We start from the raw sequence: 13,683 nt of genomic DNA on the forward strand, positions 1-13,683 counted from the left end.
GACGGATATGCCGAATAACAAGGTACGCAAGCAGATACATCTGGCCGCCCACTTCCCGGGCGTCAACAACACCACGGTGTGGAGCGATCCGGACTCCGGCAGTCAGATCGACTTCGACTCCTTCGTCCATCTGGCCCGCACCGCCGAACGCGGACTGTTCGACTTCTTCTTCCTGGCCGAGGGGCTGCGCCTGCGCGAACATCGCGGGCAGATCTTCGATCTCGATGTGGTGGGCCGCCCCGACACCTTCACCGTGCTGAACGCGCTGGCGGGCGTCACCACCCGGCTCGGCCTGGCCGGGACGATCAACACGACCTTCAACGAACCCTTCGAACTGGCAAAGCAATTCGCGACCCTGGACCATCTGTCCGGCGGCCGCGCGGCCTGGAACGCGGTCACCTCCTCGGACGCCTTCACCGGCGAGAACTTCCGGCGCGGCGGCTATCTCGACCATGCTCAGCGGTACAGCCGCGCCGCGGAGGTCGTCGACGCGACGCGAGCGCTGTGGGACAGCCCGCCGGGAGACGCGCTCGTCATCGACCGGGAGCGTGGGATTTTCGCCCGGCCCGCGCCGAGTGTGCGCTACACCAGTGAGCAGTTCGATATCGAGGGGCCGTTCGTGCTGCCGCGCAGTCCACAGGGCTATCCGGTGCAGATCCAGGCGGGCGATTCCGATGAGGGCCGGGAGTTCGCCGCCGCCAAGGCCGATGCCGTCTTCAGCAGGCACGGCGAACTCGAGGACGGCCAGCAGTTCTATACCGATGTGAAGGAGCGGCTGGCGAAATACGGTCGCGCCCGCGACGATCTGAAGATCCTGCCCGCCGCGACCTTCGTGCTGGGCGACAGCCCGGCCGATGCGCAGGAACGGGCCCGGCACATCAGGTCGCAGCAGGTCGGCCCCCGGACCGCCCTGGCCTTCCTCGAACAGGTCTGGGGCCGTGACCTTTCCGCCTACGATCCTGATGGCCCGCTGCCCGATATCGATCCGGTCGACAACGTGAACATCACCCGCGGCCGAGTGCGCCACGCCAAGGATCCGCGCGCGATCGCCGACGCCTGGCGGGCCCGGGCCGAGGCCGAGAAGCTCAGCATTCGGGAGCTGATCATCGAGGTGACCGCGCGGCAGCAGTTCGTCGGCACACCCGCCGAGGTGGCCGCCGAGATCGATCACTATGTGCAGAGCGATGCCGCCGACGGATTCGTGCTCGTCCCGCACATCACCCCGCACGGCCTGGACGAATTCGTCGCCAAGGTCGTGCCGGAACTGCAGGAGCGCGGCAGTTTCCGCACCGAATACACCGGCACGACCCTGCGCGAACATCTGGGTCTGCGCCATCCCCATCAGACCAGTGCAGGAGTCCGTGCGTCATGACCGCAGTCACCACCGAATTCGATCTGCAGTGGCAGAGCTGGCGCGCCGAGCGGCAGTCCTGGGCGCGCGAGCCGCTGGGCTGGCTGAGCCTGACCGGATTGCACTGGCTGGGGGAGCGGGACGAGGTTATCGAGGGTCTGCCCGGGCGCTGGCGCGTCGAGGGCGAGAATGTCGTCATCGCCAGCGAATTCGCCGACGGGCTCGCGGTGGACGGCGAAATCCTCGATGGCCGAACCGAACTCACACCGGGTGAGGGAGCGCCCGGCCTCGAGGTCCGCGCGGGTGCGCGCAGTATCGAAGTGATCCGCCGCACCGGGCAATTCGCGTTGCGGGTGCACGATCCGGCCGCGCCGACGCTCGCGGCGTTCACCGAGATTCCCAGTTACGCACCGGATCCGCGCTGGTCGGTCATCGGCGTATTCGAACCCTACGATGCGGCCCGGACCGTCACCACCGGCGCGGTGGTGGCGGGTCTCGAACATCATCATCGCGCGGCCGGGACCATCACCTTCCGGATCGGCGCCGCCGAATATCGGCTCATCGCCTTCGGCGAGGCGAAATCCGGTCTGCGCGTGCTGTTCACCGATGCCACCAGCGGCGTGACCACCTATCCCGGTGCGCGGTTGCTGCCGATCGGCGTGCCCGACGGCGACGGCGGCGTGCTGCTCGACTTCAACCGCGCTCAGAATCTGCCCTGCGCATTCACCGACTACGCCACCTGCCCCGTCGCCCCGGCCGAGAACCGGTTGCCGGTCGAGGTCCGGGCCGGTGAGCGCGATCCCCGTACGGAGGCCGTGAAATGAGTGTCCCACTATCGATCCTGGATCTGTCCCCGATCAGCGCGGGATCGACCGCGCAGCAGGCGATCCGCAATTCGGTCGATCTCGCCCGGCGCGCGGAGGCCTGGGGATATCGGCGCTACTGGGTGGCCGAACATCACTTCGTCCGGGTGGCCAGCTCCTCGCCGACGACCCTGATCGGGCTGATCGCCGCGGCCACCAAGACGATTCGGGTGGGTTCGGCGGCCGTGCAGCTGGGCCAGCACACCTCGGCGTCGGTGGTGGAGGCGTTCGGAACGATCGATGCGCTCTATCCCGGGCGGCTCGATCTGGGGCTCGGACGGTCCGCGCACCGGCTCGCGCAGTTCCGTTCGGCCGGAGTGCCGCCGGTCCCGGTGTCGCAGCGGCCGACCGAGGTGCGCGACGGGGTGGTGATTCCGCCCCCGTTCTCGCCCGGGCAGGTGCTCGACACCAGCCGCGTGGCCGCGGGTTATGAGGCATTGGTGCTGCCGGGTGCGGAGTCGATCGACTACACCGAACAGGTGGAACAGATCCGCGCCCTGCTGACGGGTGGCTATCGGAGCTCGGAAGGTATTGCACTGCGGGTGGTTCCGGGTGAGGGGGCCCAGGTGGAGCTGTGGCTGTTCGGCAGCAGCGGCGGCGAGAGCGCCCGGCTGGCCGGACGCCTCGGCTTGCCCTTCGCGGCCAACTATCACGTCTCACCCGGCACTATCCTGGAAACCGTTGCCGCATACCGGGAATCGTTCCGCCCGTCGCCCCGTTACCCCGATCCGTATCTGATCGTCTCGGCGGATGTGGTGGTCGCCGAGGACGAGGTGTCGGCCACCCACCTCGCCTCCACCTACGGCCATTGGGTCTACAGCGTCCGCAGCGGCGCGGGCGCCGCCGACTACCTCGATCCCGATACCGCCCCACCCCTGACCGACCAGCAGCACCGCCTGGTCCGCGACCGGGTGACCACCCAATTCGTCGGCACACCCACCACGGTCGCCAATCGCCTCAGATCCCTCCAACAACTCACCGGCGCAAACGAATTGGTGATCACCAGCGTCACCTACGACCATCAGGACCGCCTGAACTCCCATCGCCTCCTCGCCGAGGAATGGGGCCTGCAGCACATCCGGGCCGCCTGACCCGGACCGCGTGCTCAGCCGACGGCGGCGCCGAACCACGTGGGCAGCGCGACGAGCAGATCCTGCTGATCGTCACCGACCCAGGCCACGTGGCCGTCGGGCCGCAGCAGCACGGCGGGCGCGTCCAGTTCCTCGCTGACGTCGACGACATGGTCGACCCGGTCGGCCCAGCCCGCCACCGAGAGTCGGCCGGTCTGATCGAGCAGCAGGCCGCGGCCGTCGTGCATCAGTTCGTAGAGGCGTCCGCGCTTACACCCGATGTCCCGCAGTCGGCGGCCGAGCAGCTCATGTCCCGCGCCGAAGTCGTAGCGGACCGAGATCGCGGTGATCTTCTCGATCAGGTACCGGTTCACCTCCTCGAAGTCCATCAGCTCCGATACGAGCCGGCGCAGCGCCTGCGGGCCCGGCTCGAGGGATGTCAGTTCCATCTGCGCGCGGGTGTTGTCCAGCACATCGGCGGCCACCGGATGCCGTTCGGTGTGATAGCTGTCGAGCAGCCCCTGCGGAGCCCAGCCATCGATCTCGGCGGCGAGTTTCCAGCCGAGGTTGAACGCGTCCTGGATGCCGAGATTGAGGCCCTGCCCGCCCATCGGCGGATGGATATGCGCCGCATCGCCCGCCAAGAACACCCGCCCGACCCGGTAGCGCTCGGCCAGCCGGGTGCCGTTGCCGAAGCGGGACAGCCAGCGCGGCGAATGCGCGCCGAAGTCGCTGCCGCCGATCGCCCGCAGCTGCTGCTTCAGCTCGTCCAGGGTCGGCGGGACCGTCCGATCCTCGGCCACCCCTTCGGCCGGCACGACGACGCGATACACCCCGTCCTCGAGCGGCATGGCGCCGAACCGCTTATGCGTCTTGCGGACCTCGGCCACCACCGCCGTCAACTCCTCGGGCGCCACCGTCAGCACCACCTCACCCAGCAGCGTCTCGACCGTGCTGGGCTCACCGGGAAAGTCGACGCCGAGCAGTGTGCGCACCGTACTGCGCCCGCCGTCGCAGCCGACGAGATACCGCGCACGCACCCGCGTCCCGTCGGCCAGCTCGGCGGTCACGCCCTGATCGTCCTGACTCAGCCCGACCACTTCGGTGCTCCGCCGGATCTCGATCCCGAGCTCGCGGGCGCGCTCGGTCAGCAACCGCTCCGTGAGGTTCTGCGGGATACCGAGAACATATGGATGCGCGGTATCCAGTCCCCGCCCCGGCCACGGCTTATCGATGGCGGCAAAGAACCCACCCACCTCATACTTCGTGCCGAGCTCGAGAAACCGCTCCAGCAGCCCGCGCTGATCCATCACCTCGATACTGCGCACATGCAACCCGAGCGACCGCACGATCTTGGTCGGCTCCGCATCCCTCTCCACCACGAGCACATCCACCCCGTGCAACCGCAGCTCGCTCGCCAGCATCAACCCGGTCGGCCCGGCACCGGCCACGATCACGTCGACCATGAAATCTCCCATTCAACGAGGCTGCGTTTCCACCGCTACCGGCTTCGGCGGGAGATTCTGCAGCACACCCGGGGTCTTGCCGCAAGACCCCGGGTGCGATATACGTTGAAGGGGGATAAGAATCGAGCGACTTCCCGCCTCCTTTGCGGACAGCCCTCCCGATCCATGATCTTGCGCGGATCTCTCTCGCCCTGGACCTCTGTCAGAGTGTCACTGCCTCGTCTCCGCGCGGCCCGTCGTGTTCTCAGTGTGGCCCTGTGTCTTTGTGCGGCCCTTCGCTACTCCGCGCTGACCGTCGTATCTCCCTGCGGCCCTTCATGTCTCGGTGTGCGGTCTCTGATGTGCGGTCCCTCTTGTCCCGCGGGGTCCACCCGGCGATGGAGATCGCGGACTCTCGGGTGGAAATCCCCACGGCGCGGGTGGAATTCGGGAGAATCCGTTTGCCCGGCATGGCGGGGGCGGGGATCGTGGGCCGGGTGGCGGCTGTAGTTCTCGAGTCCGATGTAGCGAATGAAGTCCGGTGGCGGTTCTGGCGGGCCGTGCCCGGGGAGCCCGCGTGGGCGCGGCCCGCGTTGTGGGCTATCGCCGTGGTGGCGGGTGCGTCCTATGCGTGGGGGATCGCGCAGCAGAAGCCGCATCCGTATTACGCGGCGGTGGCGCGGTCGATGTCGATGAGCTGGCACAACGCCTTCTTCGCCGCCTTCGATCCCGAGGGGCGGCTCAGCGTCGACAAGCTGCCCGGGGCGTTCTGGGTGCAGGCGCTGTCGGTGAGGGCGTTCGGGCCGCATGTGTGGGCCCTCGTGCTTCCGCAGGTGATCGAGGGCATGCTCACGATCCTGCTGCTGTACCGGGTGGTGCGGCGGGTGTCGGGGCCCGAGGCAGCGGTGGCCGCCGCCGCGATCGCGGCATGCGTTCCGGTCGCCGTCGCGCTGAATCGCGGCAATCTGCCCGATACGCTGCTGATCCTGCTCCTGGTCGCCGCCGCCGACCGGATCCTGGCGGCCCTCGAATCGGGACGCCGCCGCGACCTGGTCTACACCGGACTGCTGATCGGCGCGGCATTCCAGGTGAAGATGGTGCAGGCCTGGCTGATCGTGCCGGTGATCGCCGCGGTCGTGTTGATCACCGTGCCCGCCAACCGATTTCGACGCCGGATCGCCGATACCGCGCTGTTCGGCAGTGTGGCACTGATTGTTTCGCTCAGCTGGATGACGATGGTCAGTCTCATCCCGGCCCACGATCGCCCGTACATCGATGGCAGCCACCACAATTCGCTGTTCGAGCAGGTATTTCTCTACAACGCCGCGGACCGGACGAATAACGACTTCAGCGTGGGCGCGGCCAACTTCGCCGTCGGTAACACCGGCCGGAACTACCGTTCCGCGCTGATCCTCGGCCCGGACGATCACCTCGCCCATGTCTTCACCGGCGGTGGCGGACGCGATGCGGGCTGGCTGATTCCGCTCGCTCTGGTCGCTCTGATCGCTCTCGCGATCCTGGCCCGCCGCCGCGGCCGCACCCGACTCGGTACGGCCGCGGTGCTGCTCTGGGGCGGCTGGCTGCTGGTATATCTGGCGGTCTTCCTGGCCGTCGGCACGGTGAATCCCTACTACCTCGCGGTACTGATCCCCCCGATGGCCGCCCTGATCGGCATGGCAGTGGCCGAATATCGCACTGCCACACCGCGAATGCGCCGCATCGCGCTGATCGCCGTGCTGGCGACCGTCTGCTACGGCTGGTGGCTGCTCGCACCCGCACCGGTCGCGGTGCGCTGGACCACGGCCATCGTGGCCCTGGCCCTGTGCGCGCTATCGGTAATCATCCGCAGTGCCCGCTCGGTGATCCCGCTCCTGGTGGCCGCGCTGACCGCACCGACCGTGGCCGCGGCCGCACTCGTCATCGACGGTTACGGCTGCCTCGATATGCCATTCGAATCGCCCGCGACCAGCACCGTCACCCAGACCTTCGTCGGCGAGGCATTCGGCGAGGCCACCGGGGTTCTCGCCCAGCTACACAAAGAGATGCCCGCTGTGCGCTATCCGGTGGTCGCGAACACCTCGATGGTTGCCGCCCCGTTCATCTTCGTCAGCGGCCGCGAGGCGCCCGCGTTCGGCGGTTACACCGGCACGGTCCAGGCCATCCCCACCGCCGACCTCGCGCGGATGGTCGCCCGCGACGAGGTCGGCATCGTCCTGCTCGAACCGGTCGACGACGATCGAGTGCACTGGATCGAGGGGCACTGCAAGCATCTCCCGGGCGATTCGGGATCGTCGATCCAGGTGTACGTCTGCGCGTCACGGTGATCAGACCCGAGAATCACGAGCCGTCGCGAAAGCCCTTCGCGCATACGCCCGCACATCGGCGTCGGAGTCGTCGACCGCCAGCCGCAGCGCCGCGCGTACGCGGTCATCGGTGGACCATGCGCTCAGGGTGTGACCGTAGGGGCGCGGGCGGGCGGGATCGCGGCTATTGCGCCACCCCGCGGACCTGGGCGAAAAGTTATATTCAGGCTGATCGCAATGCATGCGTACCGTCTGGTCTGGCGTCGACAAGACATAGGATGATAACTTCTTAACCATGTCCTTCAGCCGTCCGAACGCCGCACGCGTCACGTATGTGACCGTTGCGCTCGGTGTGCGGCTGCCGCGGCAGCGGGAGCTGTGTTGCTCCCTGCCGCGCAGCTGAGAACCGCTCCAGTCCCTTTCGCCGACTGATTCTCGGGCCCATTCTCGCTGCCTTGTTGCTGCCCCCTTTTCGGACATGTCCCGTGAACCGGGACTACAACAAGGACTTCGCACATGACGAGCCCTACCCTCGAGCGACCGTCGACCCTCACCCTTCCCGCCCGGACCGCCCCCGCGCGTCCGGCCGTCCCGCCCGAACTGCGCATCGCCGACAATCCCGCCGCCGCGGTCCTGCGGGCCGCCACGCGCGGGCCCATCTTCCGCGATTCCGCCGCCCAGACAACGGGTTTGAGCATCGCGACCGTGAATCGTCAAGTCTCCGCGCTACTGTCGGCCGGACTGCTGCGAGAGCGCGCCGACCTCACCGCATCCGGCGCGGTCGGACGGCCACGGGTGCCCTTCGAGGTCGACACCGACTCATACACCACCCTCGGCGTACATATCGGCGCCACGGTGACCCGCATCGTCGCCGCCGACCTGTCCGGCCGCATCCTCGGCGGCCTCGAGATCGCCAGCCCGCAGGCCGGACAGGAAGCGGCGCTGACCATCATCGCGCGCAGCGCCAAGGCCTTCCTGGATCGGCTGCCCCGGCGGCGGCCGCTGTGGACCGGCATCGCGCTGGCCGGGCGGGTCGATCCGGCCGCCGGTGTCGTGGATCATCCGCGGCTGGACTGGCAGACCGCCCCGGTGGCCGCGGTCTTCGGCAGCGTCCTGGATCTGCCGGTGTCGGTGGCCGCGCACGTCGAGGCGATGGCCGCCGCCGAGCTGCTGCTGAACTCGGGTCCGGACGAGCATCGCCCGGCCTCGAGTCTCTACATCTACGCCCGCGAGACGGCCGGGGTCGCGGTGACCCTGCACGACCGCGTGCATACCCCGGCCAGCGGCCCGGGTTCGATCGCACACCTGCCCACCGGCTCCGATATCGAATGCTCCTGCGGCCGGCGCGGCTGCCTGGAGGCCACGATCGGCGAGGCCGCGCTGCTGGCGCGTGCCGTGCGCGCGGGCATCGTGCCCAAGCGGGAGGCCCCGCGCCGCCCGGTCATCGCCGACCTGTACCGCGCCGCCGAGTCCGGCTCCGACGCGGCCCGCGATCTGCTGCAGGAGCGCGCCGAAATCCTCGGCCGCACAGCCGCTCTGGTCCGCGATATGTTCAATCCGGATCGAGTCGTCCTGGGCGGGCAGGCCTTCACCGGCTACCGCCCCGGCGTCGAAACGGTCGCCAAGGCCTTCGCGCGGAGCACCACGCTGCCCCCGGCCGATCTGCGCATCAGCCGTTTCGGCGGCCGCGTCCAGGAGCACGCTGCGGCGGTGACCTCGCTGAGCGTGTTCTACGCCGACCCGCTCTCGGCCATGCGCCGCTCCACCCGCACGCCCCGCTGAGTCATCCGCGCAGGAGTCGAACTGCCGTGTCGCGCAGTGTGATTCCTGCGCGGGACTTGGGGACGAGTAGCCGCGACGCGAGCAGGAAACCGCGCGCGCGTGGCGCGACGACCGCGCGGTGGCGTCGCTCGTAGCGCCGCAGCGCCGCCGGGATATCTTCCGGCCCGCGCCCGAGTTCCTCGGCGAGAGTGTGGCCGCCGATCACGGCGAGGGTGGAACCATCGCCGAACAGCGACAGCGAGGAGGCTGCGTCGCCCAGCAGGGTGATGTTCCCGATCGACCAGTGCGGCAGGCGAACTCGACTGACGGCGTCGAAGTAGAGATCCTCGGCGGCCCGGACGCGGTCGAGATAGTGGGCGAAGGAGCCGAGCCGGTCGGCGTACGCCTCGGTGACGATCCGCTTGTGCTGTTCGGAGTCGCGGTGGTCGAAGCCGGGGACCGCGGCGTGATGAAAGATGAACGCCGCCCCCGGATTTCCGCTCGCGGGATGCACCGCCAGCGACAGACCGGGCGAATTGACCATGACCACCTCCCGCTCGCCGCGCAGCGGCCGGTCGACGGGCAGCGTCGCCACGTACATGCCCATATGCCGGACGAATTCGGTCTCGGGGCCGAAGGACAGCCGACGCACCGCGGAATGCAGTCCGTCCGCACCGATCACGAGATCGAAGCGTTCCGGCGCACCCCGTTCGAAGGTCACCTCGACGCCGTTGCCGGTCTGCCCGAGCCCGGAAATCGCGTCCCCCCAACGAATATCGGCATGGTCACGGGTCGCCGAGAGCAGCACACTCGCCAGTTCGGCACGGGGGACCTCGATTTCGCTGTTCCCGGCCGACCCCTGGAACGCGGCTGTGCGTATCCCGCCGCGCACCCGCCCGTCCGTATCGACGAAGACCAGTCGATCTATCCGCGAGGCGACCTCACGCAGCCGGGGCAGGACCCCCATCCGCTCGACGATCCCGACAGCATCGCCCTTGACGTCCACCGGATTCCCGCTCGACCGCTGCCCGGCCGCCCGCTCCACGACGGTGACCCGGAAGCCGCCGCGCGCGAGCCAATACGCCGCCGTCGATCCCGCCACCCCGGCCCCGGAGATCAGCACGCTTTTACCCACGGCGACATCCTCTCGACAAGTGGACGAAATGCGTCCACTTGCTGTCACGGTACGCTATGCGGAAGAGATTCGTCCACTTACTTCCCCGAGGTGTGCATGCGGGCCGACGCCCAGAGCAATCGCGATCAGATCCTTGCCGCGGCCCAGGTGGTATTCCGCGAACTGGGCGTGGACGTGCCGATGAAGGCGATCGCCGATCGCGCGGGCGTGGGCGTGGGCACGCTGTATCGCCGTTTTCCCGATCGGGAGTCGCTGATCAGTGCGGCGGGCTACGAATACCTCTCGGGCCTGGCCGAATCGGCCGAGACCGCCCGGCGCGAGGAGGGCGCGGCCTGGCCCGCGCTGTGCCGGTTTCTGCGTGAATGTGCCGGATTACGGTTGGGCGCAATGGCTTCCGCGCTGGAGCCGAATCTGCACGATGAGCTGCGTGGCGATCCGAACCTCACCGCCGTGCGGGCGCGGGTCGCCGATCTGGTCGCGCGGATGACCGCCCAGGCCCAGGCCGAGGGCGATCTGCGCGCCGACGTCACGGCCGAGGATGTGGCCCACCTGATGACCCTGCAGGTCTATGCCCATCCCAAGGGGCAGACCTATGCCGAGGCCATCGCCCGGACGATGGAGATCGTCCTCGACGGCCTGCGGGCGCGCTAGGCGAACAGGCCTTCCAGCGCGGTGATGAAATACGGGAAATGCCCGGCGAATCGGTGCAGATTGCGATCCCGGTCGAAGCCGCCGAACCAGTACAGGCCGGACTGCCGATCCGTCGACGGGTCGAGATCGCGAAATGCGCGGATCCAATTGTCCGCGCGCCCACCGATGATCGTGAACGGCAGGGCTCGGGAGAACACCAGCTCCCGATCGGCAGGCGGAATCCGTTCGGGCCGTAGCTCATCCAGTCCGCGCTGCAGCGAGCGCACCCGGACCACGAGTTCGCGCCCGGCCGCGGTGCGCGCGGGCAGATAGCGCGGCAGCAGCAGGGCCGCCACCCCGCCCAGTGCGATCGCGACGCCGACCAGGGCATAGCCGCCCGTGATCGCCAGTGCGATCGTGGTCGCGACGCCGATCGCGACGAGCGCGGCGCCCAGCCAGAAGGGGAGGCCGCGCCGCCGCCGATCGATCAGCAGGCCGCGGTCGACGGCCGCGCCCAGCAGCGCCGCCCGCGCGGGCTCGCCGATCGGACGGCCGCGCAGCCCGGCCACCGTCACCGCCTCGGTCCCGTCGGGCAGCAGCGACCGATAGATCCGCTGCTCGTAGTCGCGCAGCCGATCGTCGGGCGGATTCACCCGGGTGATCCGCCAGTCCGCATCGCTGAGCGCCTCGATCCGGAGATAGCGCCGCACGGCCAGATCGACCACGGTCGCGGCGAGATCCGCGGCATCGGCGGATCCGTCCAGCAGCACGCCCACCTCACCCGGCAGGGTGCCCTCCGGCGAGGCGAATTCCATCCGATTCCCCGTGGGCCGCAACGGTTCCACCGCCTCGCGCCCGGCCAGCGCCGCGGCGTCCTGACGGCGCGACCAGGCCACGAATCCGGCGCAGGCGGCCACCGCGGCCAGCAGTACGCCGAAGGCCACCAGCACCGGCACGGTGAAACCGAAAGCCTCCGAACCGCTTCCGTCCCGGATATCGGCATTGGCGGGCACAGTGCCCGGGGGCAGCTGCAGCGTCACATCGAGCACATCGCCCCGATGCAGCCCATCCTGGGTAAGGAACATCACGCCGTCCGGCTCGATTCGGACGTCGTTGCACTTCTTGGCCCGTCCGGGCGGTCCGATCGTGCAGTCGGCGATGCCCATCCGGTAGCTCGGGCTGATCACCGACGCATCGATGGAGGCGACATCGGCGTTGAGCACACCGGTCCACTTGAACAGCTGGGTACCGGGCGCCTCGCTGACCGCGCCGTGCACGGTGAAGTTGAAGGTGGATTCGCCCGGCTGCGCGTCGATGGTGAACCGATCGCCGTCGACCTTCGCGGTCCCCGCCCCCGTGGCCGAGATATCCGACACGCCGAAGCGCCGTTCGCCATTGTCCCCCTGGGCGATTCGCAGTGGCAACACCATGTGGAACTGCCCGCCCGGCGGAACCTGCACTGTCTCGGCAACTTCCAGCAATCCATCGTCGCCGAGCTTCAGATCGGCCGTGATCGCCGCGCCCCCGGCCGGTTGGGCCCGCGCGTCGGGCAGGCCCGCGAACAATCCGGCCAGTACGAGCACCAGCGCGCCGAGGGCGCCCCCCCGAAAGATCAGCATGGGGCCTTAGCTTAGACAGCTTGCTATTCTGCGTCAGCGGCTGTCGAGTACCCGAAAGAACCAGGGGGCATGGGGGAGTGACTCAACCACCCTACGGATACGGTCCGATTCCGCCCGCCGGTCGACCGGTCCCGCCGCACGGGCAACCCCCGAGTTATCCACTGCGCCATGGTCATCCGCCGGGTCAGCCTCCGCAGCATCCGGGCAACCACCCCGCACCGCTGTATCCACAGCAACCCTATGGGCCACCGGGCCAGTCGCCCACACCGCAGCAACCCCATCGGCCGCCGGGCCAGTCGCCGCAACAACCCAACGTGCCACCGGGCCAGTTGCCCACACCACAGCATCCGTCGGGGCCACCAGGCCAATCGCCCGCGCCGCAGCATCCTCATCGGCCGCCGGGCCAGTCGCCGCAACAACCCAACGTGCCACCAGGTCAGTCCCCCGCGCCGCAGCATCCGTCTGGGCCACCAGGTCAATCGCCCGCGCCCCAACAACCCCACGGATCATCGGGCCGCCCGCCCGCGCCGCAACGACCGTACGGCCCGCCCGGCCAACCTCCCGTCGGGCACGGTCCCGTACCGCCCGCGCCCTATGGTCCGTCCGGCACACCACCGCGGCGCCGCAAGGGCGGTGGCCGACTCGGTGCGGCGCTGGTGATCATCATCGCGATCGTGGTGACCGCGCTGGTCCGTGTCGGCGTCCGCACGGACGCGCTCACCTCGACCCATTCCGGCGGTCGTTCCGAATACACCTACGGCCCCACCGGAAAGGGTTCCGGCACAGGGTCGGTCGCCGCGACCGGCGGCAATCCGCTGCTGACCGATCCGGGTTCGCCGCTGAATCCCGCCCGCTGCCACTACGCCCCGTGGAGCACCCAGGTCGACGCCGCGCGCAAGTTCTTCGACAGCGCCTCGGTCTGCCTGGAACAGGCCTGGAAACCGGTGCTGGCCAGCGCCGGACTGCCCTTCACCGCGCCGAAGCTGAACGTCACCGCGACCACCGCGGGTATCACCACGCCGTGCACCGGCAGCAGCAGCAACTTCGCCGCCTTCTACTGCGGTGCGGATCAGACCATCTACCTGCCGATCAGCCAGCTGCAGACCGATATGTTCGCCGGTCACTGGGAGATCTACCTATCGGTGTTCGCCCATGAATACGGCCATCACGTACAGGCCCAGGCGGGCATCCTGGCGGCCGCGAACCGCCAGCGCCGCGACGCGGGCCCGAAGACCGCACAGGGTCTGGAGGTCTCGCGGCGAATCGAATTGCAGGCCAACTGTTTCGACGGCATGTTCCTGTCGTCCTCGGCGAGCGGCGGCTCGCTGTCGAGCGCGCAATCCGGCAATGCCCGCGACGATGCCTACGGCCGCGGCGACGCACCCGGCGATATGCGCGACCACGGCACCGCCCGGCATATGGGCGACTGGTTCAGCACCGGTTTCGACAAGAACAAGACGGCCCAGTGCAATACCTTCACCGCCTCGGCGAACCAGGTGAGCTGAC

Annotated in this window: 10 protein-coding genes; 7 read left to right on the plus strand and 3 right to left on the minus strand. The window is 68.9% G+C overall.

From position 1 onward, the window contains the following. The first annotated feature begins 7 nt into the window (after positions 1–7). From ACIA76_RS29515 to ACIA76_RS29525, 3 genes are read left to right on the plus strand one after another with little or no spacing between them, the layout of a single operon-like run. Positions 8–1,372: an NtaA/DmoA family FMN-dependent monooxygenase gene (locus tag ACIA76_RS29515; RefSeq protein WP_397156321.1), complete on the plus strand. Its 1,365-nt coding sequence runs from the start codon at positions 8–10 to the stop codon at positions 1,370–1,372. Then, positions 1,369–2,175, plus strand: a complete 807-nt coding sequence (locus tag ACIA76_RS29520) for a DUF1684 domain-containing protein (protein ID WP_397156322.1) — start codon at positions 1,369–1,371, stop codon at positions 2,173–2,175. The genes ACIA76_RS29515 and ACIA76_RS29520 overlap by 4 nt, the downstream gene beginning before the upstream one ends. Beyond that, positions 2,172–3,305, plus strand: coding sequence for an LLM class flavin-dependent oxidoreductase (locus tag ACIA76_RS29525; RefSeq protein WP_397156324.1), 1,134 nt, complete (start codon positions 2,172–2,174; stop codon positions 3,303–3,305). Before ACIA76_RS29520 ends, ACIA76_RS29525 begins: the two co-directional genes overlap by 4 nt. Before the next feature lie 14 nt (positions 3,306–3,319). Here ACIA76_RS29525 and rox read toward each other — a convergent pair whose 3' ends face one another. Further along, entirely contained in the window at positions 3,320–4,750 is a 1,431-nt protein-coding gene (rox, locus tag ACIA76_RS29530) for a rifampin monooxygenase (RefSeq protein ID WP_397156589.1), read from the minus strand. 341 nt (positions 4,751–5,091) lie between these two features. Between rox and ACIA76_RS29535 the strand changes: the two genes are divergently transcribed. Next, positions 5,092–7,053, plus strand: a complete 1,962-nt coding sequence (locus ACIA76_RS29535) for an ArnT family glycosyltransferase (protein ID WP_397156326.1) — start codon at positions 5,092–5,094, stop codon at positions 7,051–7,053. A 495-nt stretch (positions 7,054–7,548) separates the two neighbouring features. Further along, positions 7,549–8,814 (plus strand): ROK family protein, encoded by a 1,266-nt coding sequence (locus ACIA76_RS29540; RefSeq protein ID WP_397156328.1) that lies wholly within the window; start codon positions 7,549–7,551, stop codon positions 8,812–8,814. A gap of 1 nt (position 8,815) precedes the next feature. Here ACIA76_RS29540 and ACIA76_RS29545 read toward each other — a convergent pair whose 3' ends face one another. Continuing rightward, entirely contained in the window at positions 8,816–9,928 is a 1,113-nt protein-coding gene (locus ACIA76_RS29545; RefSeq protein ID WP_397156330.1) for an FAD-dependent oxidoreductase, read from the minus strand. 96 nt (positions 9,929–10,024) lie between these two features. On the opposite strand from ACIA76_RS29545, the gene ACIA76_RS29550 reads away from it, so the two are divergent. After that, positions 10,025–10,579 carry a TetR/AcrR family transcriptional regulator gene (locus ACIA76_RS29550; RefSeq protein WP_397156332.1) on the plus strand — a complete coding sequence of 185 codons (555 nt, stop codon included), beginning with the start codon at positions 10,025–10,027 and terminating at the stop codon, positions 10,577–10,579. Here the strand turns inward: ACIA76_RS29550 and ACIA76_RS29555 are convergent. Beyond that, on the minus strand, positions 10,576–12,177 hold the full coding sequence (locus tag ACIA76_RS29555; RefSeq protein ID WP_397156334.1) for a DUF2207 family protein: 1,602 nt from the start codon (positions 12,175–12,177) through the stop codon (positions 10,576–10,578). The two genes, ACIA76_RS29550 and ACIA76_RS29555, sit on opposite strands and share 4 nt — an antisense overlap. 656 nt (positions 12,178–12,833) lie before the next feature. On the opposite strand from ACIA76_RS29555, the gene ACIA76_RS29560 reads away from it, so the two are divergent. Then, positions 12,834–13,682 carry a neutral zinc metallopeptidase gene (locus tag ACIA76_RS29560; protein WP_397156336.1) on the plus strand — a complete coding sequence of 283 codons (849 nt, stop codon included), beginning with the start codon at positions 12,834–12,836 and terminating at the stop codon, positions 13,680–13,682. The last annotated feature ends 1 nt before the right edge of the window (position 13,683 follow it).

The organism is Nocardia sp. NPDC051570, from assembly GCF_044454005.1.
In the GTDB taxonomy this organism is placed as follows: Bacteria; Actinomycetota; Actinomycetes; order Mycobacteriales; family Mycobacteriaceae; genus Nocardia.

Excerpts from the sequence above, each read along its gene's own strand:
- ACIA76_RS29515 (WP_397156321.1), top strand. The coding sequence starts at position 8 with ATGCCGAATAACAAGGTACGCAAGCAGATACATCTGGCCGCCCACTTC.
- ACIA76_RS29520 (WP_397156322.1), top strand. The coding sequence starts at position 1,369 with ATGACCGCAGTCACCACCGAATTCGATCTGCAGTGGCAGAGCTGGCGC.
- ACIA76_RS29525 (WP_397156324.1), top strand. The coding sequence starts at position 2,172 with ATGAGTGTCCCACTATCGATCCTGGATCTGTCCCCGATCAGCGCGGGA.
- rox (WP_397156589.1), bottom strand. The coding sequence starts at position 4,750 with ATGGTCGACGTGATCGTGGCCGGTGCCGGGCCGACCGGGTTGATGCTG.
- ACIA76_RS29540 (WP_397156328.1), top strand. The coding sequence starts at position 7,549 with ATGACGAGCCCTACCCTCGAGCGACCGTCGACCCTCACCCTTCCCGCC.
- ACIA76_RS29550 (WP_397156332.1), top strand. The coding sequence starts at position 10,025 with ATGCGGGCCGACGCCCAGAGCAATCGCGATCAGATCCTTGCCGCGGCC.
- ACIA76_RS29555 (WP_397156334.1), bottom strand. The coding sequence starts at position 12,177 with ATGCTGATCTTTCGGGGGGGCGCCCTCGGCGCGCTGGTGCTCGTACTG.